The 21033-nt window shown below is 55.1% G+C and carries 25 protein-coding genes and 2 pseudogenes; 16 read left to right on the forward strand and 11 right to left on the reverse strand.

All coding sequences use genetic code 11. The features are described 5' to 3' along the window. Positions 1-71: 71 nt before the first annotated feature. From AEQ67_RS16545 to AEQ67_RS16570, 7 genes and pseudogenes are all read left to right on the forward strand, one after another. Complete coding sequence (locus tag AEQ67_RS16545; protein WP_059404907.1) at positions 72-2390, forward strand: P-loop ATPase, Sll1717 family; 2319 nt, start codon at positions 72-74, stop codon at positions 2388-2390. Between the two features lie 416 nt (positions 2391-2806). Continuing rightward, a complete protein-coding gene (locus tag AEQ67_RS16550; protein WP_059404908.1) occupies positions 2807-3340 on the forward strand; it encodes a BRO-N domain-containing protein in 534 nt (177 codons plus the stop codon). A 109-nt stretch (positions 3341-3449) separates the two neighbouring features. Further along, on the forward strand, positions 3450-4163 hold the full coding sequence (locus AEQ67_RS16555) for an HNH endonuclease (RefSeq protein WP_059404909.1): 714 nt from the start codon (positions 3450-3452) through the stop codon (positions 4161-4163). Positions 4164-4355: 192 nt separating this feature from the next. After that, the gene (locus tag AEQ67_RS16560) at positions 4356-5546 is read left to right on the forward strand and encodes an S-type pyocin domain-containing protein (protein WP_059404910.1); all 1191 of its coding nucleotides are present in this window, start codon (positions 4356-4358) and stop codon (positions 5544-5546) included. 10 nt (positions 5547-5556) lie between these two features. Then, positions 5557-5808 carry a pyocin S6 family toxin immunity protein gene (locus AEQ67_RS16565; RefSeq protein WP_059404911.1) on the forward strand — a complete coding sequence of 84 codons (252 nt, stop codon included), beginning with the start codon at positions 5557-5559 and terminating at the stop codon, positions 5806-5808. Positions 5809-5826: 18 nt separating this feature from the next. Further along, a pseudogene (locus tag AEQ67_RS36205) lies at positions 5827-5916 on the forward strand (colicin E3/pyocin S6 family cytotoxin); the annotation flags it as partial. A gap of 7 nt (positions 5917-5923) precedes the next feature. Next, the gene (locus tag AEQ67_RS16570) at positions 5924-6178 is read left to right on the forward strand and encodes a colicin E3-like toxin immunity protein (protein ID WP_059404912.1); all 255 of its coding nucleotides are present in this window, start codon (positions 5924-5926) and stop codon (positions 6176-6178) included. A 254-nt stretch (positions 6179-6432) separates the two neighbouring features. Here the strand turns inward: AEQ67_RS16570 and AEQ67_RS16575 are convergent, their stop codons facing one another. Together AEQ67_RS16575 and AEQ67_RS16580 are read right to left on the reverse strand one after the other, a co-directional pair. Beyond that, the gene (locus AEQ67_RS16575) at positions 6433-6804 is read right to left on the reverse strand and encodes a type II toxin-antitoxin system VapC family toxin (RefSeq protein ID WP_236710351.1); all 372 of its coding nucleotides are present in this window, start codon (positions 6802-6804) and stop codon (positions 6433-6435) included. An 11-nt stretch (positions 6805-6815) separates the two neighbouring features. Next, positions 6816-7061, reverse strand: a complete 246-nt coding sequence (locus AEQ67_RS16580) for a type II toxin-antitoxin system Phd/YefM family antitoxin (protein WP_059404914.1) — start codon at positions 7059-7061, stop codon at positions 6816-6818. Positions 7062-7237: 176 nt separating this feature from the next. On the opposite strand from AEQ67_RS16580, the gene AEQ67_RS16585 reads away from it, so the two are divergent. Continuing rightward, positions 7238-8224 (forward strand): hypothetical protein, encoded by a 987-nt coding sequence (locus tag AEQ67_RS16585; RefSeq protein ID WP_059404915.1) that lies wholly within the window; start codon positions 7238-7240, stop codon positions 8222-8224. Positions 8225-8249: 25 nt separating this feature from the next. Here the strand turns inward: AEQ67_RS16585 and AEQ67_RS16590 are convergent, their stop codons facing one another. The 3 genes from AEQ67_RS16590 to AEQ67_RS16600 form a co-directional block, all read right to left on the reverse strand. Next, complete coding sequence (locus AEQ67_RS16590; protein WP_059404916.1) at positions 8250-8942, reverse strand: DUF6933 domain-containing protein; 693 nt, start codon at positions 8940-8942, stop codon at positions 8250-8252. A 33-nt stretch (positions 8943-8975) separates the two neighbouring features. Further along, positions 8976-9338: a hypothetical protein gene (locus AEQ67_RS16595; RefSeq protein ID WP_059404917.1), complete on the reverse strand. Its 363-nt coding sequence runs from the start codon at positions 9336-9338 to the stop codon at positions 8976-8978. 71 nt (positions 9339-9409) lie between these two features. Then, positions 9410-10225, reverse strand: a complete 816-nt coding sequence (locus AEQ67_RS16600; protein ID WP_059404918.1) for a sulfite exporter TauE/SafE family protein — start codon at positions 10223-10225, stop codon at positions 9410-9412. 112 nt (positions 10226-10337) lie between these two features. Here AEQ67_RS16600 and AEQ67_RS16605 point away from each other — a divergent pair, with 112 nt between their 5' ends. Together AEQ67_RS16605 and AEQ67_RS16610 are read left to right on the forward strand one after the other, a co-directional pair. Then, on the forward strand, positions 10338-11105 hold the full coding sequence (locus AEQ67_RS16605; protein WP_059404919.1) for an AraC family transcriptional regulator: 768 nt from the start codon (positions 10338-10340) through the stop codon (positions 11103-11105). A 93-nt stretch (positions 11106-11198) separates the two neighbouring features. Next, positions 11199-11516 carry a helix-turn-helix domain-containing protein gene (locus tag AEQ67_RS16610; protein ID WP_059404920.1) on the forward strand — a complete coding sequence of 106 codons (318 nt, stop codon included), beginning with the start codon at positions 11199-11201 and terminating at the stop codon, positions 11514-11516. A gap of 47 nt (positions 11517-11563) precedes the next feature. Here AEQ67_RS16610 and AEQ67_RS16615 read toward each other — a convergent pair whose 3' ends face one another. Beyond that, entirely contained in the window at positions 11564-12622 is a 1059-nt protein-coding gene (locus tag AEQ67_RS16615; protein ID WP_059404921.1) for an MBL fold metallo-hydrolase, read from the reverse strand. Positions 12623-12839: 217 nt separating this feature from the next. Here AEQ67_RS16615 and AEQ67_RS16620 point away from each other — a divergent pair, with 217 nt between their 5' ends. Continuing rightward, the gene (locus AEQ67_RS16620; protein ID WP_059404922.1) at positions 12840-13451 is read left to right on the forward strand and encodes a TetR/AcrR family transcriptional regulator; all 612 of its coding nucleotides are present in this window, start codon (positions 12840-12842) and stop codon (positions 13449-13451) included. 125 nt (positions 13452-13576) lie between these two features. Then, the gene (locus AEQ67_RS16625; protein WP_059404923.1) at positions 13577-14104 is read left to right on the forward strand and encodes a DUF1003 domain-containing protein; all 528 of its coding nucleotides are present in this window, start codon (positions 13577-13579) and stop codon (positions 14102-14104) included. Positions 14105-14110: 6 nt separating this feature from the next. On the opposite strand, the gene AEQ67_RS16630 is transcribed toward AEQ67_RS16625, so the two are convergent. Next, positions 14111-15052, reverse strand: a complete 942-nt coding sequence (locus tag AEQ67_RS16630) for a LysR family transcriptional regulator (protein ID WP_082377868.1) — start codon at positions 15050-15052, stop codon at positions 14111-14113. A 15-nt stretch (positions 15053-15067) separates the two neighbouring features. On the opposite strand from AEQ67_RS16630, the gene AEQ67_RS16635 reads away from it, so the two are divergent. Continuing rightward, positions 15068-15775, forward strand: a complete 708-nt coding sequence (locus AEQ67_RS16635; RefSeq protein ID WP_059404925.1) for a CTP synthase C-terminal region-related (seleno)protein — start codon at positions 15068-15070, stop codon at positions 15773-15775. Beyond that, positions 15772-16095 carry an antibiotic biosynthesis monooxygenase family protein gene (locus tag AEQ67_RS16640; protein ID WP_059404926.1) on the forward strand — a complete coding sequence of 108 codons (324 nt, stop codon included), beginning with the start codon at positions 15772-15774 and terminating at the stop codon, positions 16093-16095. The genes AEQ67_RS16635 and AEQ67_RS16640 overlap by 4 nt, the downstream gene beginning before the upstream one ends. A 123-nt stretch (positions 16096-16218) precedes the next feature. On the opposite strand, the gene AEQ67_RS16645 is transcribed toward AEQ67_RS16640, so the two are convergent. Further along, entirely contained in the window at positions 16219-16545 is a 327-nt protein-coding gene (locus AEQ67_RS16645) for a DUF2025 family protein (RefSeq protein ID WP_059404927.1), read from the reverse strand. Between the two features lie 233 nt (positions 16546-16778). Between AEQ67_RS16645 and AEQ67_RS16650 the strand changes: the two genes are divergently transcribed. Together AEQ67_RS16650 and AEQ67_RS16655 are read left to right on the forward strand one after the other, a co-directional pair. Further along, on the forward strand, positions 16779-17906 hold the full coding sequence (locus AEQ67_RS16650; RefSeq protein ID WP_059404928.1) for a glycerophosphodiester phosphodiesterase: 1128 nt from the start codon (positions 16779-16781) through the stop codon (positions 17904-17906). A gap of 182 nt (positions 17907-18088) precedes the next feature. Further along, a complete protein-coding gene (locus AEQ67_RS16655; protein ID WP_059404929.1) occupies positions 18089-18397 on the forward strand; it encodes a PepSY domain-containing protein in 309 nt (102 codons plus the stop codon). A 58-nt stretch (positions 18398-18455) separates the two neighbouring features. Here the strand turns inward: AEQ67_RS16655 and AEQ67_RS16660 are convergent, their stop codons facing one another. The 3 genes and pseudogenes from AEQ67_RS16660 to AEQ67_RS36730 all read right to left on the reverse strand — a co-directional run. Next, the gene (locus AEQ67_RS16660; RefSeq protein WP_059404930.1) at positions 18456-18893 is read right to left on the reverse strand and encodes a hypothetical protein; all 438 of its coding nucleotides are present in this window, start codon (positions 18891-18893) and stop codon (positions 18456-18458) included. A gap of 110 nt (positions 18894-19003) precedes the next feature. After that, a complete protein-coding gene (locus tag AEQ67_RS36725) occupies positions 19004-19882 on the reverse strand; it encodes a methyl-accepting chemotaxis protein (protein ID WP_401362381.1) in 879 nt (292 codons plus the stop codon). 54 nt (positions 19883-19936) lie between these two features. Beyond that, positions 19937-20629 (reverse strand): annotated as a pseudogene (locus AEQ67_RS36730) (methyl-accepting chemotaxis protein); the annotation flags it as partial. Between the last annotated feature and the right edge of the window lie 404 nt (positions 20630-21033).

Below are 21033 nucleotides of genomic sequence, written 5' to 3' on the forward strand. Positions count from 1 at the left end.
ACCCAACAAGAATGTTGGGGGTAGAAAAAGCCCCGTAAGGGGCTTTTTACTAAGCGCAAGGGAATAATAAAATGAGCAAACTAGTTGGCTTTTTCGCTTACGCTTCTACCCCAAGCGAAGTTGGGGAAACAATAGAAAGAGGAACTCAAAGTGCAAATAGAGCGTCCAACGATACTGAAATAAAAACCTGGCGCTCACTAGACATACTGGGACACTTTATTTCAGAGCAGGTTTTACTTGGCATCGATGAAGCCGACTTTTTAATCGCTGACATCTCCACTCTCAATTTCAACGTCACATATGAAATCGGATATGCAATAGGTAGAAACAAACGAATTCTACTCACACGAAATTCCAGCATAAGAGAAACATACCCAACAATAAAAGATGTCGGGATTTTTGACACCCTCGGATATAGCCAATACCAAAACTCCGCAGAACTTGCCAGACTGCTACTTTGCGCACACAAAGACTCGCCACTAGAAACCAACTTTAAAAAAAACACCCAAGCCCCTGTATTTTTATTAGAAGGTCGTTTCAAAACAGATTGGTCTTCCAGAATAGTATCTAGAATAAAAAAAGCCCGATATATTTTTCGAAACTTTGACCCTGTAGAGCAGCCACGATTATCTGGCACCGATGCAATCAAGCAAATCTCAGAATCATATGGCGTTGTTGTACCTTTAATATCAAGCAACGCTGAGGGCTCAGAGGTGCATAACATGAGGGGAGCATTCCTCGCTGGGTTAGCGGATGGAATGAACATTGCCCTGTGCATCATACAAAATGGTGAAAACCCAATACCCTTAGATTATCGCGACTTCGTAAACATTAGTTACCACCCAGAAGATGTCAACGACGTCATAGCCGAATTTGCAGGAAAAGTTGCAGAGGCTTTTCAGCAAGTTAATGAGCTTAAATCTAGAGCATCTGAAAGCTACCTTCAGTCACTTGACCTCGGAGCTTCATCCGCAGAAAACGAAATGCGCACTCTAGAAAGATACTACTTAACTACTGATCAATTTTTAAAATCAATACGCGGCGAAGCAAATATTGTAGTAGGTCGAAAAGGATCTGGAAAATCCGCTATTTTTCTACAAATTCGAGACAGAGAAAGAAACAAAAACAACAACATTGTCCTCGACCTAAAACCCGACGGATACAAGCTGATAAAATTCAAAGAACTAATATTGGACTTCCTAGAAGAAGGTACCTTCCAACATACGATCATGGCTTTTTGGGAGTACATATTACTCTTGGAAATATGCTACAAAATCCTGGAAAAGGACAAAGAGCGCCACCTGCACGACCACAACATTTATGATGGCTACCGCGCGCTTGCCGACCTCTACAACACCGAGGATTATGTAACTGAGGGTGATTTCTCTGAGAGAATGAGCACCCTAATGACCAAAATAACTACGGAATACAAGTCAAAGTACAGTGACAAAGTAAACGTAAGACTGTCCGTCCCTCAGATTACTGAGATGCTTTACCTCCACGATGTAAAAGCCTTATCCGAGAATGTTATAAGCTACATGAAGAACAAGGGCACGCTTTGGCTATTATTTGACAACATTGATAAAGGCTGGCCGACGTCTGGTTTGAAACATGAAGATTTATTGATCGTCCGCGCATTAATTGACGCAACAAGAAAACTTGAACGGCAATTTGACCGGGCACGCATTAATGTGCACAGCATAGTTTTCCTACGAAATGACGTGTACGACTTATTAGTCAAAGAAACATCTGACAGAGGTAAAGAGGCAAAAGTTCTTCTCGACTGGACCGACTCCGATCTCTTACGAGAACTTCTCAGACTAAGAATCATAACCAATAGCAACATCAACGACCAAACCTTCGAATTACTATGGCCTAACATATGCGTTAGTCACTACAACGGTGAGGAAAGCTCACAGTTTTTGATTGACAGATGCCTAATGAGACCACGCTTTTTACTAAATCTAATAAACCAATGCAAAAGCTTTGCGATCAACCTAAACCATGAAATTATTTCTCAAGAGGATATTGCAAAGGGTCTTGCGGCATATTCCACTGATCTATTGACCGATATATCGTACGAATTAAACGACATTGCAGGAAACGTAAACGATTTACTCTATGCGTTTATTGGCAGCAAGAGCAAAATCAGTAAAGAAGAGGTTTATGCAATCCTCACAGATTTTGGACTGGAGAAATCGTCGCTTGAAGAGGTATTTGACCTTTTGCTCTGGTACGGTTTTCTCGGAATCGAGATAGATTCCGAACCGAAATACATATACAACTTAAATTACAGCATGCAACTCCTCAACGGACTGATTAAGAAGAGGGCAACCTCATTATTTATCATAAATCCTGCATTCTGGTCCGCATTGATGATTGAAGATTAATTAGCGCTTTCATCAAGAATAAGTTTAGCTATATTGAGATCAGTAAGACTGCGACCACACTACGGGTTATTTGTAGCTTGACCATGAGGAGCATACCTACTAGGCTTTCGACTCCGGCGCCTAAGAAACGCCTCAAGTAGCGGCCTGACCGCTCCCGAAAGATGCGGCTTTTTTGTGCCTACGGATTTCTCGTGGGTGTGAAAAAACCTCTGCTATGTCGGGAGTGGGCTAATACAAGACCCGTAAGGGGAATATGTCCGGCCTTCTACTTGGGGTTTCTTAACTCCCGGCGCCTTAGCCCTAAGAAAGCTATCAAGTAGAGGTAATGGATATGCCTAAGCGTTTTCCCTTCCTATTGAAGGAAATGACCTACATTTGCACCGTGGAAAATCTGCTTCCGCTCCAGGAGGCCGATCATGTCTGATCCATTCATCCCCACCGTCTTCATCCGCCAAAACCTCGAACTTCACGCCCTCCTCCTGGAAAACCAGCCATGGTTCTGCGCCCGAGATGTGGGTCGCTTGATGGGTTTCCACCTGAGCGATCGCGTAGTCAGCAAACTGGATGAAGATCAGCGGCACACATTGATGATCAACTACCACGGCCAACCAGAAAAGCGACTGATGCTCAGCGAGTCCGGCGTGTATGCGCTGCTGGTCTATCACTACGCACCGGGAAATCGGTTGTTGCGTGAGTGGCTGACTCATCAAGTGGTGCCGGCGTTGCGCGATGCGGGTCCGTCGAAGAATGCGGATCGACCAATGTTGAGTTTGTTGGACTGGCCTGAGATGTCGTTGAGTCTGTTGCATTGGCAGGATGAAGGCTGGATTCGGCTGCGGGATATGCCTTATCTGTTGCTAGGTCGCACACGCCGGCGCGTACCGGCGGTTAAGCCTTGGTGGCGAAAGGTTTTGGAGGTATTTCAATCTTCAAAGCATTCGGTTGGCTAGCTTTGTAGGATCAACCGAAGGAATCGTCGGTGTTTCCTGTAGGAATTTTCCTAGACAGTCGTAATGGCCACCCAGTATCGTCCGAGGGTTTTCAGCCCTCGGCGATTTTATGGACACGGAAAAGAGCAGCAGCGATTGGACTGACATTGAGATTCAGGCTGCGGTAGACGCCTATCTCAGCATGTTGTCCCGCGAGCAGAGTGGTCAGAAAGTCGTTAAGACTGAGGAGAACCGCATCCTGCGTGAGGGAGCCTTAGCCGGTAGGACCAAAGGGTCGGTTGAGTTTCGGATGCAGAACATTTCTACGATCATGGCCGAGTTGGGTAGAGAGCCTATCAAGGGATACAAACCCGCCAAGAATGTCGGCGCGAATGTTGCGCGAAGCATTCGAGAAGCGCTCAACGCTCCAAGTACTTTGACGTCTGAAGATTTTGTCCCGACAGCGGACGAGGCAACGCTGGAACAGCGATCTGCCAAACTTGAGAAACAACCGATTAAAGACGTGCCGAAAGGGATTGAGAGACCAGAACAGACTCAGTCCAGCGGAAAGTCTTATGTTCGCGATCCTGAGGTGAGAGCTTGGGTTCGCCAACAGGCTAACGGTAGATGCGAAGGCTGTGGCGAGCCGGCTCCGTTTGAAAAGGACGGCAGGCCGTTTCTTGAGGTCCATCACGTTAAGCATTTAGCGCAGGACGGTTCGGATCGTCCGAGCAATGCCGTGGCGCTGTGTCCGAACTGTCATCGACGTTGTCACCATTCGAGTGACCGGGATGAGTTCACTGCTTCACTGTTTCAGAACGTGGAACGGTTGAAGTTTGAGTAATTGAGCCTGTAAAACTTCATCGGCACATGTGCACGAAGGCGGCGAGACGTAAGGATTGCGCTGCCGTCCTGATAAAAAGAGAAAACGCTTAGAGTCATCCAGGATTCGTCCTACAGCCCCGATTAGCCACGTTCGTTAACGTCGCGCAGCCCCTTTTTCGGGGCTGCCGAAGGATGAACGAAAGGATGATCAGTGGCTGGCAACAAGGACATTCCGCGGATTAAGAATCCACCCTCTGGTGATGGGCATCACGTCACCTACCGCTACATGACCGCCACCGAACTGGCCGAGCGAGACGCCAGGCAAAAAGCCTACGAGGCCATGCAGGCCAGGCAAGACGCCTTCGAACGCAGCCGTCAGGTCGTAGTGGAAAAGCAAAGGCCCACTCAAGCCGGATGTGTCTTCGCCAAGTCCCGCAAGCTGCCGGACGCCATCATCGATTACTCGAATCCCTCAGGGATGGTGCCGACCGATAGCCTGAAAGACTACGGTGACCTGATTCTGCTGGGTGCTCGCGAAGCGGATGAATCGGGCGCTGTGCCACTGAAGAAGATCAGTGGCACAGCGATTCCCGCCGGTTTGGGCTCTCTCGCCTTGGCCGGCTCGGCATTCGCCGCTGTTCCCGTGGCCGCCGCGAGCGCCGTTACAGCAACGCTGGTTGGCCTTGTTGCGCTGGTCACACAGTCGAGTCTGGGCGACAGCTCGCTTTACACCGAAGACCAACTCCGTGCGCTCAAACAGGCCCGCACACGCGTTCGCCTGCGGGTCGAGCAACAGGCTGACGGCAGTCTGAAGGGATATGGTTTCTACACTGGCAAAAATCGCGACTGGGAAATGGTTGATGTTGTGCAGTTCACATTGCGTGGTAGCCAGCAGGTGGCTGACCTGGGTGACGGCATTGAACTGATCTGGACGCCGGCCATGGATGGTTCCGACATCCTGGGCATTCCGGCGCTGGAGGCTGCCCCGCAAGCACCGCATATTTGGGTTTACCCGCCGACGAAAGCGGCTGACAGCATTCTCGTGAACCCGGTGTATCCGCCGGAGTACAAGGATTTCATTCTGGTGTTCCCGGCTGATTCAGGGATTAGGCCGGTTTACATTGTTCTCAGTCAAATCGGTGATCATTCGTATTATGACCACCCGAAAACACTTCCCGCATTCCCAGACGCAACCCGAGTAAAGTCGAAGTCATCTGTTCAAGGGGGAGGAAGGAAACGCGCTCGTTGGGTTGACCGTAAGGGGCGAATTTATGAATGGGACTACAAAAGTAATGCTGTGGAAAAATACGACAAACTCGGGATCCATTTAGGCGAATTCAACCACGTCACTGGCGAACAAACAAAACCTGCGAAACCAGGCAGAAAAACTTCAAGAAATTAAGGATTACGGCATGCGCTACCTTTTAATAACTGGCTTTTATCCGGATGACAAACAGGACGACTCCTTGCAGTTTGAGCTGGATATCGAAGGAAGTGAACTCAATGAGAAAGTTGCCCACTTGATTGAATCGAAGCCACTTAACGAAGTGGAGCCAGGAGAGCTACTTTTAAACGAAAATCAGGTAATGGCACTGTCAAGACTTCTGGGTATCAAGTTCCCAGAGGGTTTAGAGTATTTTATGGGGACTTGCTCCAAGCAATGAACCCCCTATCGTTCAAGTGATGGCAGCCACTTAGGTTCTTTCGACTATGAGACTGGCGAACAACTGGACCCACCGAAGAAAAATCGAAGCATCAAAAAATATTTATGAGGACGTTATGGGACTGAAGATCAGGCTGGAATGGTATGACAAACGAACCGAGATGGGCGAAGGGGAAGAGTTGTCGAAAGACTTTGGCGATGATGGCTCTGTTATCGAAGCGCTAGGCATTCCCATTGAAAACAATGTGAACAATGGCGGCTTCAACGTCTCTCCCGACTGGGTGAGTACACTTCAGCCCCATTTCCACCATGCCATTCAGTTGCTCTCCTATGACTATCAAGTAGCATTCGTCTATCGAGACAAGTGGTAAGTGGACTGAAAGAGCCAACACAAAAAACCGACCGATCTCCTGATCGGTTTTTGTTTACCCGCTTTCTTCGCTTCGTGCGAAACGCTACTCGTCAGCTTGTGCTTGCCGGAACCAGGACTGCTTCGAAGCCTAACGTGGCAAGCCGCCTCGCCTCTGTTTGGTGGTCGACTTGGGGAGTGTGGTGATCTTGTGAATCGCGAACAGGCTCGCTCCCACAGAGATTTCGGTAGGTTTGGGAACATCGGCGTTCCGCCTCACGACCTTGCCGAAACTACCCTCACTCCATACTGCGGAATAATCCCGTCCGCTGTGACCAACTCCAGCCCTTCCGCCTGAGCCTGAGCGATCAACATCCGATCAAACGGATCGCGATGAATCTCCGGTAACTTACCCGCCTGCTGTCCATGGAACAGCGAAATCGGCAGTTTGGTGAAACCCTCGTCTTCAACCAGCGCCTCAAGATCCTCAGGAGCCTCTAGCATCCCTTTAGCCTGCTTGATCGATATCTCCCAGATGGAAGCGGCGCTCACGAGTACCTGATTACGCGGCTCCCCTATCATCTGCCGAGCATCTGTGCCCAGTGCTGGATCATCGGACAGCCACCAAAGAAACGCATGGGTATCCAACAACAAGCGCCTCATAGGCTGCCCTCAAAATTAGCAATGATGTCCTCAGGAGTTTTGTCGAAATCCGCAGACATTCGAACTTTCCCCTTCAACCGTCCAGGCTTGCGCGCCCGAGGTGTATCGACATGAGGTAGTAGATCCAGATAAGGCTTGCCGGCCTTGGCAATCACAACCTTGTCGCCATGCCATACACGTTCAGCAAGCTGGGATAGCTGGGACTTTGCTTCATGCATGTTTACTTGCACCAGTTCATTCATATGGCACCTCCACAGATTAGCTAAGCTAGCCTAAGCCGGAGATTTTCGATAGGCAAGGTGTCGGCCCGACCGTCTGTCAAAAATAACGTCGCAAATTACTTGTTGAATCAATACGTGCGCCAATACGCGCTACCCGCTATTAATACGCCATGCCCACTCAAGGACCCGAGCCCACCATGAAATTCGACCTCGCCTACTGCCTCAGCCTCGACGACAAGCTGTCGATCTATGACGTGCGCGATTTGAATTTCGACGAGACGATGGAGTTCGATTCCGCAAAAGAACACTTCCAATGTCCCAATGACGCATGCAGAGCGGCCTTCGACGCGGCGAATGTGTTGACGACGTTCAACGCCAAAAACGTGAATTACGTTCGCACCCCGCACTTCAAGAACACGCCCAGCACCCGGCATGTGGCGGATTGTCCTTATGTCAGTCTCAAGACGCCGGCGTCAGGTGTGGACGCGGAAGGTGCGGAAACGGATGACAGTCGGGAGGAGCATTTCCCGTCGGAGTTGTTACTGACTCGGCGAGAGTATGTGCGAAAGCCGTCGGCCCCGGCGGTGGCTGCGGACGTGACGCGGGATGAGTTGCGAACGCCTTCAGCGGCCAGTGATGTCGAGCACCCGAGCCGCGACTCGGCTCCGGACAAGACCAGTATCTTCGCCCACCCGGTGGAGTGTTTTGTGTCGAACTTCGAGGACAAGGACCTGCTCAAGCGCATGCCGCTGAAGATTGGCGAGCATACGGCGCCTTATGGGTCGTTCTTCAAGAAGATCGAATACCTGACGGACAACAAGGGGTTGATTTACTGGGGCAAGATCAAGGAGATCAAGGATTACACCCAGAGCTTTCGCATCGATTTCGAACACAAGGTCTGGTTCAAGCAAGCGGACGAGGCGAAGAAGAAGCCTTATTCAGTCAACGTTTACCTGAGCAAGAAGTTGATCGACAACTACCGCAAGCGCAAAGCGCTTCTGGAAGAGATCAAGCATGCCATCGAGAGTGGAGCGCAGTTGTATTGCTTCTTTTATGGCGTGACGCCGGAGTTGAAGCAGGTGCCGAGCAAGAAGAACCCCGAGAAGACGTTCGGGGTGTTCAGTGCAAATATTGAGAACCTGGATCACTTCATTATTCGTGAGGCACCGGGGTTGGACAGCTAATTAACATTACGCGTTTGGTTTCACTTCACTGCTGCCGAAGCTGTTGCTCAAGTTCCCAAATCTCCCGCTTCACCTCTTTGCGCCGATCACGTGCGGCCTGAACACCTTGCTCATCCAGTGCGCAATACTTGCGCAACCAGTGCACCATCATTTCCTCATCGGGGGAGTAGTAGTCTTTCGACCCTTTGCTGAGCCGCAAGGTGTCGTTCATCTGCGCATCGAAGCGGCCAGCCGCAAACTCGTCCGGCGGTAACGTGCCCCACTCAGCGGCGTAACTCTGAAAGATCCAGGCGATATCGTCGATGTGTTTTTGTGCGCCACGATGTCTGCGTTTGTAGAACACATATTCGCGATTGCTCTCTTCGAAACGCTCCATCATGGGTTCATCGTCCACCCATTGAAGAATGTCGTGCTGCAGCGCATATCGCATCAAGCCGTAGATCCAGCGCTCGGTAAACCGTTGAGTAAAACCTTCAACGTCAGCCTTTTTCGCGTCCGCGAAAATCATGCAGTAGCGGGTTTTTATGTGCATGACGAACAGCACGTGTTTGCGCTGAACAGTGATCACATGAACCAGCCACTGCTCCGCCGAATGCTCCGGTTCATCTTCTTCGGGAGTGGGCGAAGGTGGTTGGAAATCCACGGGCGTGATGGTTTTACCCTTGTGCACGCGACTGAAGAATTTGCTGGCTGCTTCGGTGCAGTTGAAGATCAACATCAATGGCTCTCTGGTAAGACTGGAATGTAACTGTCAGTCGTGCGAAACGATTTCATCCATCCATTCAAGCTCATAGGGCTGGCGAACGACGTAATCAATCGAATGACGCGCTTCTTCACTCAGAGTTGATAACTCCGCGTCAGTTAGTAAGTCATGCATGACCATCAGGCTCAGGGCGCGGAGCGCACTGGAGCGACTATAAGCATTAAACGCATGTTCTATGTCTTTGTCCCGATCACGCATCAACCTGTAAAGCATTACGTATCGAGTATGAGCCGAGAGCGCGCCATGCTGCGCAATTGTCTTGGCATCTGCCAGAACACCCAGGCAGAAACGATCGAGCGCAATCTTGCGCAATTCCTTGAATTTCTTCCAGTCGCTTTCGAGAATTGACATGACATTCTCCTGGGTAAAATCTTGAACGGAGCGCAGGCATATTCTTACGAATAAGCCTACTGATCCCAACCCTACCTAACGCACATACTCAGCATCACCAACACTAGCAAACCTACATACACCCGAGCATGCACTCGGTCCGGTAACCGCCCGATCCATGGAGTTGCCAACCTGATTCCCAGCAGCGATCCAACCGTCAAAACCGCAAATGCCAGCAAGTCGACGTAACCGATAAACCACCGCCCCAAGTCAAACTCGCTGAACCCCGCCATCGCCATGTAAGTCAGTGTCCCGGCCAGCGCCACGGGCAAACTGAGCGGATTGGCCATGGACGTCGCCTGACTCATGCTCAACCCACAACGCCGCAATAACGGCACGGTCATGACGCTGCCTCCTACGCCGAGAAACGTAGCGATAGCGCCGATTCCTACGCCGCCACCCGACGCTTCCACTCTTCCCAATCGACGTGGAATTCCGTTGTCGGAGGGTGTGAGAAATCCTCGTCTAAACAAACAATCCACAATGGTCACGGCCAGGTAGGCGATGAAGGCATAGCGAATCACCTCTCCGCTCACCCACATCGCGAGCACCGCGCCGGCCACCGCGCCCACTCCGATGAATCCACCTAACGGCCACAGGTAATGGCGAATCAGATTACCCGCGCGGTGGTGTTTTCCGGTGGCGACCAGCGCGTTGACGATCATCACGCAGGTCGAGGTGGCCACCGCAATGTGCATCGCCGATTGGCCAATCGGGTCGTCAGCACCGTGGCTGGCCACGAGCATGCGGTACAGCAATGGCACGACGACGAAGCCACCGCCGAAGCCAAAGAGCACGGCGGTGACGCCGGTCATGCAGCCGAAGAGTGCCAGCAATAAATAGAGCATCACGCGTCGTCCGTTGGTAGAGAGCGGTCGACGATAGAGCGATGCGCCTTGGCCTGCTTCAGCAAGTCAGCCAATAATGTTTGCGTTTACGCCAACTGCTGGAATCCGCTTAATGCGCAATGTTTCGATTGATCTGCTGGACGACACGCCACGGCCGGTGGTGGCTCTCGGTACGGATTATTCCTACGGTCAGGTGTTGCCCCGTCATACACACCGTCGGGCGCAATTGTTGTACGGCGCCACGGGGGTGATGCAGGTCAGCACGCACGACGGCAATTGGGTGGTGCCGCCACAGCGGGCGGTGTGGATTCCGCCGGGGGTGGCGCATGAGGTGCTGATGCTGGGGGTGAGCACGCGCAGTGTGTACATCGAGCCGGGGACGGTGGATTTGGCGAACCGTTGTCAGGTGATCAGTGTTTCGCCGTTGATGCGGCACTTGCTGATGGAGGCGGTGGAGGTGCCGCTGGCGTACGACGAGGCTGGGCGCGACGGTGCGTTGATCGACTTGCTGCTGCACGAACTGGCGCGCAGTGCTCATCTGCCACTGCACATTCCGCTGCCTGTCGATGCTCGGCTGCTGGCGTTGTGTCAGGGCTTTCTACAGCGGCCCGATGCTCATCAGTCGCCGCAGCAATGGGCCGATCAGTTGCACATCAGTCTGCGCACCTTTAATCGCTTGTTCCGCCAACAGACTGACCTGAGTTTCAGCCAATGGCGGCAGCGGGCCTGCGTGGTGTTGGCACTGGCACGATTGGCGGTGGGCGAACCGGTGACGCGCATTGCCCTGGATTTTGGTTATGACAGCCCGGCGGCGTTCTCGACGATGTTCCGACGCATTCTGGGGCAGGCGCCGTCCGTCTGGCTGGAAGGCGCGAAATAGCAAAAATCTAAAAATGAATTTGATTCGGGTTCAAAACAACTGTACAAAAACACAGTACATTTTGAATCAGCACTCTCGAGCCCGGAGCACACCATGGCCTCTCTTGCGATGAAAATCACCCTGGAACGTATCGCCCTTTTCCAATTCACCCCGGCCCACTGCGCCCAGGCCCGAGCGATGCTGGGTTGGAGCGTTGAAGAGCTTTCTGAAGAGTCCGGGGTTTCCGTTGATGCCATTGAGCGATTCGAGGCAGAGCGCGATGTGCTGGATGTCACGCGGCTGGCGTTGGCGTATCGGTTTGAGTCGGAAGGATTGGTGTTCTTCCCGGGGTTTGCGCCGGGGCGCGGGATGAATGTGAAAGGGTCTACGCCGAATCCGGTGGCGCGGGCGGATTATGCGATGGTTGAGTGAGGTGTCAGCCAGGCCCGCTTCATGGCAAGCGGCCTGGCTTCATAAAGCTAGGCGTTTTGAGCTTCCACTTGTTCACCAACGTTTTCCATCGCCAACCACCAAGCACTCCCCCGCTGCGGATGCATCACGTTGAACGCCTCACCCATCTGCGGCGTAGTAATCGACACATTTCGCTCCCAGGCCAGAGCCAAAATGCGGTCAAACGGTTCATACCATGCATGCATCGACAAATCGAAAGTGCCGTTATGAATCGGCAGCAGCCAACGGCCTTTCAGATCAATGTGCGCCTGCAGGGTTTGCTCGGGTTGCATGTGAACATGCGGCCATTCAACGTTGTAGGCACCGGTTTCCATCAGCGTCAGGTCGAACGGGCCGTACTGTTCGCCGATGCGTTTGAAGCCGTCAGAGTAACCACTGTCGCCACTGAAGAAGATCCGGGTGTCGCCATCGATCATCACCCATGAGGCCCACAGCGTGCTGTTGCCATCGAACAGACCACGGCCGGAAAAATGTTGTGACGGTGTGGCGATGAATTGGATGCCGTCGACTTCGGTGCTCTGCCACCAGTCCAGTTGGCGGACTTTGCTGGCGTCGATGCCCCATTTGATCAGGGTGTCGCCCACGCCGAGAGGGGTGAGGAAGTATTTGGTTTTGTCCGCCAGTTTGAGCACGGCCCGATAGTCGAGGTGGTCGTAGTGATCGTGAGACAGGATCACCGCTTCAATCGGCGGCAACTCTTCGAGGCTGATCGGTGGCTGGTGAAAACGCTTGGGGCCGGCCCATTGCACCGGTGAGGCGCGTTCGGCGAAGACCGGGTCGGTGATCCAGAATTTGTCCCGCAGTTTCAGCAAGACAGTGGAATGGCCGAGGCGATAGACGCTGTGATTCGGCGCCGCCAGCAGCGCATCCCGGGTCAGGGGTTGTACCGGGACGGGGGCCGTCGGGCGGGTGTTTTTCGGTTTGTGGAAGATCACGTTCCACAGGATGCGCAAGGTTTTACGAAAGCCTTCGCGCTGCACCGGCGTGTGGTTGCGGTACTGCCCTTGAGCCTGTCGAGACGCTTCAGGCGTGGAGGCGTTGTCCGCAGGGGAAATTGAAGTGGCCATGTCTGAATGACTCCGGGATAACCGCAATGGCTCGCGGCTCTCCGTTTTGGGACGTTAAATGGCCAAGGCACGCACGCATCAGCCGAAGATTCTATTGTTCACTGCGCAGGATTAACAAAACATTACACTGCACAGTGTAGTTTCAAGGTTGCATCAAAGCCGATCACAAGTAAACTGCCGAGTGTAATTCTTCACTTCTTCCTGCCGAAGCGTACTTATGACAGCTCCACAGCGTCTCACCGACCGAAAACGCGAAGCTATTATTCAAGCGGCGATTACCGAGTTCCGTGCCAACGGTTTCGACATCACCAGCATGGACAAAATCGCCGCCACCGCCGGCGTGTCGAAGCGCACCGTGTACAACCACTTCCCCAGCAAGGAAGAGTTGTTCGCTGAAATCCTCAATCAGTTGTGGGCGCGGGTGACGGCTGAACAGGAAACGTCCTACCGCCCTGACCTGCCGCTGCGCGAGCAGATGCGCCTGATGCTGATGGCGAAAATGCAGATGCTGGGCGACGACAATTTTCTCGACCTGGCGCGGGTGGCTATTGCTGCCACCATCCATTCCCCCGAGCGCGCCCAGGACATGGTCGCGCGAATGGGTGAACGCGAAGAAGGCTTGACCGTGTGGATCCGCGCCGCTCAGGCCAATGGTCGATTGAAACCGGTCGCCCCCGAATTTGCCGCCCAACAGATTCAGGGAATGCTCAAATCCTTTGCGTTCTGGCCGCAGATTTCCATGGGCCTGCCAAGCCTCTCGCCCGACATGCAGGCCACCGTGGTGGAGTCGGCGCTGGACATGTTCATGGCCTGCTATCAGCTGCAATAAATGACAAGGTCTGCCGCTTTAACAGCTAATCGGCCTCTCTGAATTAAACACCGCAATGTGTTTCAGAATGAAACTGGCGCTGGGGCTATAGTGAGCCTCAGTCCCAGCGCCATGCAGAGAGCACCATGACCACCTCGACCACTGACACCAAACCCGCCGCCCACGTCGATCACCTACGCTTTCATCGCCCCCACGCTCACCTGGCGCCCACCTTCGGCAACGACAAGTTCGCCCTGCGCGCCGAAGCCTTTGCGCGGTTCTTCGGTACGCCGACCTTCCTCGGTGCGCAGACGCTGATCGTGGTGTTATGGGTGTGCCTCAACGTATCCGGGGTCACCCACTTCGATGTTTACCCGTTCATCCTGCTCAACCTGGCGTTCAGCCTGCAATCGGCTTACGCCGCACCGTTGATTCTGCTGGCCCAAACCCGTCAGGCGGCGCGGGACAAAGCCCAGTCCGATGCCGATGCGCAGCACCGCGAAGCATTGGCCGTGGCCAATAGTGAACGTCAGGCACAAGCGGCGCAGAACACCGCGCAACTGATGGAATTACTCGAGCAAAACACCCGCCTGACGCAAATGACCAAGGAACTGACCGAACGCATCGAAGGCTTGACGTCGGAAATGCATCAGCATTTCGTGCGCAAGACCTGACCTGCCTCACGGCAGTTTCAGCGCCCGCCCCAACTCGTCAAACAATGTCACCACCGAGCGCAAGGCACGGCAATCCGGACGGGTTAGCAACCACAGCGCGGTGTCGTAACCGTGCAGTGGCTCGCCCAATGGCTGTAATCCGTCGCTGATCAAAAAGTCTGGCAATGCCGCCACGCCCAACCCCGCCCGCACCAGCTCGGTGACCGACAACATGCTGTTGCAGCGATAGCTTGGGATTACCCCCGGCAACGCTTGCCGGCGCCAAGCAATGGTCGGGTGATCGGGAAGGAAATCGTCCGGGGCGATCCAGGTCAGCGCGGCCAGATCATCGGCATCGACAGATTTCAGATACGCCGGACTGGCACAGACCCGATAAGACACCTCGGCCAGACGCCGGCCAACCAAATGTTCGGGCGGGGTGCGGGTCAGTCGTAAAGCGATGTCCGCATCCCGGCGGCTGAGGTTGGCAAAGTCGTTGGACGTGCTCAACTCGATGGTCAACGCCGGATAGCCGGGCATGAACGTCGCCAAGGCTGGCAACAACAAACCTTGCAGGACCGAATCGGTACAGGTCAGGCGCACGGTGCCGCTGATGACTTCACCGCCCTGCTCTACGCCGATGCGCGCCGCCTCTAATGCAAGTTCGGCCCGTTCTGCCTGCTCGGCCAAGGTTTGCGCCAGGGTGGTTGGCAAGTAACCGGCGCGGCTCTTTTCGAACAGTTGCTGGCCGAGTGCGGCTTCGAGTCGGCGCACAGCGCGAAACACCGTTGAGACATCGACCTTCAACAGCGTGGAAGCCCGAGCCAGAGAGCCGCCGCGTACCAGCGCGAGGATCAGGGACAGGTCCGGGTAGTCCAGTCGATAGTGCGTCGGTGCATTGATCACTTGGAGTAACGCCAATATTGAGTGCGTGAACGCCAATCTATAGTGGCTACCAGGAATCAACAAGCGTGGAGCGCACTCATGGAAACCCGCCCAATCCGCATCGCCCTGATCGGCGATTACGACCCGCAAGTCACCGCCCACCAAGCCATCCCCATCGCACTCGGCTTGGCCGCCGAACAGTTAAACCTGAACGTGCAATTCGAATGGCTGGCCACCGACCGCATCAACGCGCAAACACCGCTGCAGACCTTCGATGGCTTCTGGTGCGTGCCCGCCAGTCCTTATCGCGACATGGACGGCGCGTTGCGGGCGATTCGTTTTGCCCGCGAACAACAACGACCTTTCCTCGGCACCTGCGGCGGTTTTCAACACGCGGTGCTGGAATACGCCCGCAATGTGCTGGGTTGGGAAGATGCCGAGCATGGCGAGACGTCGCCTGACGCGGCCCGGGCACTGCTCACGCCGTTGAGCTGTTCATTGGTGGAAGCCGTCGACGGAATTCACCTGGTTGAAGGTTCGTTGATCGCCAAGGCGTACGAAAGCGCTGAGATTCGCGAGGGCTATCGCTGCCGTTATGGTGTGAACCCGGTGTTTGAACAGGCGTTGCTGAGCCAACAACTAAGAGACGTTGGACACGACTCGGCGGGGGATTTAAGAGCGCTGGAATTGCGCGGTCATCCGTTCTTTGTCGCCACCCTGTTCCAACCGGAGCGTGCCGCGCTCAAGGGCATTCTGCCGCCGCTGGTCTGTGCGTTGATTGAGGCCTGCGCGAGGCAGAAATCATGATCGCCGACACGCCGAAAGCCCCCTACTACGCCGTTATCTTTACGTCATTACGCACCGAGGGCGATCAAGAGTACGCAGAGGCTGCCGAACGCATGCTAGCGCTGGCTCGCGAGCAACCTGGGTTCCTGGGTGTGGAGTCGGCTCGGGGTGAGGATGGGCTCGGAATTACGGTGTCGTACTGGGCCAGCGAGGCGGCGATTCTGGCGTGGAAACATCATCCTGAGCACAGTGAGATTCGTGAGCGAGGGCGGTCGACTTGGTACTCGGCGTGTCATACGCGGGTGTGCAGGGTTGAGCGCGATTATGCGTTTAAGCAGTGAATGATTTGGTGTTCTTGAGGCCGTCATCGCGGGCAAGCCTGCTCCCACAGGGATATATGTCGCTCACAAATCCTGTGGGAGCGGGCTTGCCCGCGATGAGGCCAGCACCGACACCGCAAAATTTCAGCTCTGCACCAAACTGCGCACCGCCGAAATCTCCGGCACTTCCCGCCGATTCATGTACACCCGCAACGGCTCGGTAATGTTGATCCGGTCATCGATGTTCTGATCCAGCAACAACTGAATCAACTCACGCTTAAGCGTCATGGCCTGGTCCGGACCAGCAGCCCAGACAAACTCACTGGTGGGGATAATGCCGTCATCGGCCACGTCCATTCCGAAGGAATCTTCGCTGAAACGCACGATGTACTGGCCGGTCTTGCGATTGAGGCCGACGAAGCCTTTGAGTTGGTCGGCGGCCTGGCAGATGAGTTCGGAAGTGATGCGCATGATAAACCTCACAGAAGGTCGTAAAGGACCGGTGATCGATGGTTTACACGCAGGGCAAGCGATCGGGTTTCCCTCTGCCGGGGAAACTTCCGGGGCCAAGAATACTGCAAAGAACCGCACAAAGGCGCTGAAAAAATCTGCTTTAAACACGTTTATGTCGGTCTCGCGATAGCGCTGGCGGCGCTCAGTTGTTAAAAGAGACGTCTTTGAACATCTGCGAAAGGATCTCGACCATGCCCGCTACCTTCTGCAAAAGCGCCCTGCTGCTGGGTGTGTTGCTCGGTCTCGGCCAGGCACAGGCTGCCACCGAACCCAGCCCCACCGCGCTGGCCACACACTTGGGCATCCCGCATCCGGCGGTGATTGCTCACCGTGGCGCGTCTTTCGATGCACCGGAATCCACCGCGGCGTCCTACAAACTGGCCCGCGACCTGGGCGCCGACTACCTGGAAATGGACTTGCAACGCAGCAAGGACGGTGTGCTGTTCGCCTTGCACGACAACAACCTGCAACGCACCACCGATGTGGCCACCAAGTTCCCTGAGCGCAAGGACAGCCCGGCCACGGCGTTCACGATCGCCGAGCTGAAAACCCTGGACGCCGGCAGCTGGTTCAACACCGCTTACCCGGATCGTGCGCGTCCTGCCTATGTCGGACTGAAAATCCTGACCCTCGATGAAATCATCGACATCGCCCAGGGCAACCCGTTGCACAAACCGGGGCTGTACATCGAAACCAAAGAGCCGAAGCAGTTTCCCGGGATCGAGCACGACCTCAAGGAGAAACTTCAGGATCGCGGCTGGTTGAGCCCGGCCGGTTCGAAACTGGCGAAAAGCGAGCTGGCTGTCGGCCAGGGCAAAGGCAAAGTCGTGCTGCAAACCTTCGAGAAAAGCAGCCTCGAACTGCTCGAAAAAGAAATGCCGCAAGTACCGAAGATCCTGCTGTTGTGGGTGGGCGAAGGCAGCATCGAGCCTCAATCCAAGGTGACGTTCGCCGAATCCGGCGACAAGGACAAAGCCACTTACTACGCCAAGCAGCAACCCAAATCCAAAGCCGAGTTCCAGCAGTGGGTCGAGTACGCCAAGGCCCAGGGCGCGATCGGCACCGGCCCTTCTGCTGCGCTGACCAAGGGTGGCGATCAGAGCTACTCGGACCTGGTGCAACCGTGGATGAATCAGTACACCCACGACCAGGGTTTGTTGGTGCACGTCTATACCATTGATGATGCGGTGGATTACCAGAAAGTCATGGACGCGGGTGTCGACGGCATTTTCACCAACCGCGCCAGTGAGCTGCTGAAGTTCTACAAGCGGCCGGCGGCGGCGAGTGTTGCGCAGTTGTTGAAGAACAACGGGTATTGATCCAATACCGTGGCGACGCCTTCGCGGGTAAGCCTCGCTCCTACAGGAATCGAACCAACCCTGTAGGAGCGAGGCTTGCCCGCGAAGCTTTTCAAACGACGCGGTCGTGGGAATTAAGGCTGAATTAAGTTGCCCCAGTTAATCTGATCCCACTTAAACGGCTCACCCAAGGAAAGAACTTCATGAAAACCCTGACTGCTCTGTTCACTGCCGCTGCCCTGACCCTCACCGCTGGCCTGGCCCAGGCCGCTGATGTTCCCGTCGATCAGATCCCTCAGCTGGTCAAGGACGGCAAGATCAAGCCGCTGGAAGAGCTGAACCAGATCGTGCTGAAGTTGCACCCGGGTGCGACGATTACCGACAGTGACCTGGACAAACACTCCGCTCTCTACGAGTACGAAGTCGAACTGAAAGACGCCAAAGGCGTTGAGTGGGACGTGGACCTGAATGCCGCCACCGGCGAAGTCCTGAAAAATAAACAAGACGACTGATGCACACAGCAAAAAGCCGCACGATTTTCCGATCGTGCGGCTTTTTTGCATTCAGCGATCAAGCGGTCGTGCTGACCAGCGCCCTCGATGTGCTGGAACCGGTGTCCTGCAACGCCTGCATCAAGGCCGCCGTGGCCGTCTGCAACGAAGCGGACGTCATCGCAATCTGCGACTGAGCCGCCGCCACGTTGGCCGCCTTAGCCTCGTCACTTTCCTGTTTGGCCTGGGCCGCTTGCAGTTGCTGTTGTTGTTCCTGCATCTGTTTTTGCAGCTCGGCAATCTGCTTGCGCAGGGCTTTCACCGCGTCGGATTCTTCGCTGCTGCTGGAGCTGCTGTCGCTCGATGCGGGCGCGCCACCGGGAGAAACCTTGGGGCTATCAGTAGACGCCGTGGTGGTGGCCGTTACCGTGGTGTCTTCGGCGCTGTCGCTGACGGCGACCTTGGTCGCAGACGTGGAAGGTGCCTGCGGGATGGTGACGGAGGTGATGCTGACCATGGTTTTATCCTAAGTGGGTTCAGAATAAATCCATCATCGACATGGGCGGCCCGGACTTGAGATCGACTGTGTACCGACTCGGTAAGCAAACCGGTACACAGCCATTTCGATTAAGCGCTCAACCGCGCCGTCACCTCATTCAACTGCCCCGACAACCCATGCAGGTTGTGGCTCGCCGCTTCGGTGCGTTGCACGTTGTCGAGGTTGGTACTGGCGATGCTGGTGATCTCGGTGAGGTTGCGCGAAATGTCTTCGGCCACTGACGTCTGTTCTTCGGCAGCGGTGGCAATTTGGCGGTTCATGTCGCGAATCGCTTCCACCGCGAGGGTGATCCGTTCCAGCATGGCGCCGGCCTGGGTCACTTGCTCGACACTTTCCTCACTGCGTGACTGCCCGCTTTCGATCGCCTGCGCCGCGTCCACCGCGCCGGTTTGCACGGTTTGAATGATCTGGTTGATTTCGATGATCGACGCCGCCGTGCGCTGGGCCAGGCTGCGCACTTCATCGGCCACCACCGCGAAACCACGCCCGGCTTCACCGGCCCGGGCGGCTTCAATGGCGGCGTTAAGCGCCAGCAAATTGGTCTGTTCGGCGATGCCGCGAATCACTTCCAGCACCTTGCCAATGCGTCCACTGTCGGTTTCCAGACGACGGATGACCGTGGCGGTATTAGCAATTTCGCCGCGCATTTGGGTGATGGTGTGGATGGTGCCTTGCATGACTTTTTCGCCCTGCTGGGCTGATTGGTCAGCGTCATCGGCGGCACGTGCCGCATCGGCTGCGTGACGCGCGACTTCCTGGGCGGTGGCGGACATTTCGTTCATCGCCGTGGCCACCTGATCGGTGCGGTTGAACTGCTCGTTGGTGCCGCACGCCATGAGGCTGGCAATCGAATTCAACTCGCCGCTGGCGCTGTCCAGGTCCTTGGCGCTGCGCTGCAATCGGGTGAAGGTTTCAGCGAGAAAATCGCGCAGGGTGTTGGCGGCCATCGCCAGTTTGCCCAACTCGTCCTGCCGGGTGCTCGACACGCGCTCGGCAAATTTGCCCTGGCTGAGTTGCGCCACGTATTCGATCAACTTGCGGATCGGTTCGACCAGGTTGCGGTTGACCAGCCACAGGCTCAACAGGCCGATCAACAGCCCCGACGCGAGCATCACGATGATCCCCAGCAACACCGTTTGATCGGCGCTGGCGCTGATCAGTTTCGACTGCTCGGCGCCCTGCTTGCGCAACTCGCTGACCAGTTCGCTCATCTGATCGCTGGTCGCACGGTCCACGCCCTTGACCGCCGTGTCGCCAGCGGTCGGGTCGGCACCCGCCGCCACGTAGGCATCGCGGCCCTTCTGGTACGCCGCGCCCAATTGGCGATGCTCGTCACGCAGGCGTTCAATGCGGGTCTTGAGTTGCGGCTCGATGCCCTTCTGTCCGGCGAGTTCACCGAGGATGCCCTGCACATCGCGCTGACGCTCTTCGAACTGCTTCCAGTATTTGTCCAGGTCCGCCGGTTGCTTGCCACGCAGCAGGACGTTTTTCCATTCCTGAACCTGCACCTTGAATTGCAGGTTGGCTTCATCGATCAATTGCGAGGTGTGCAGCGGACCTTCGATCAGGTTCGCGTAGCTCTGCACGCCGCCGGACAGAAAGTGAAAACAGGCCAGGGCGATCAGCAACACGGCCAACAGGCTGCCGCTCAGCAGGGCGAGGATTTGCGCTCTCAGGGATTTTTGCAAAAACATCGAGTGATACTCATGACAGGGATGAAGCACGCGGGCGTGCGAGGTGTCCGGACATCCCTGTCGGCGACGCGGGTTCACGACCGGCTTCGCAATGATCTACCTCAGCGTCATCGGCGTGCCAGTGCCGTTCTTGAGCGGTTCCGACCGCCGGTAGAAGGCCTTTTGCCAGCGCCACAGAGCTGTCACAAAACTGTCAAAACTCCTTGCGATGATGCGGCTCAAGTGAACCTGTGAAACCAGCCACAACGAACCCCGTGTAGCAGCTGGCGAAGCCTGCGTTCGGCTCGGGCCGCGATCGGACGAAGCAGTCGTGAAGTCAGGCAATGCGGAGTATCAGGAAAACCGCAAGTTCAGGTTTTACGACTGCTTCGCAGCCGAACGCAGGCTTCGCCAGCTGCTACAGG

This window comes from Pseudomonas sp. RIT-PI-q, assembly GCF_001297125.1.
Classification (GTDB): Bacteria; Pseudomonadota; Gammaproteobacteria; order Pseudomonadales; family Pseudomonadaceae; genus Aquipseudomonas.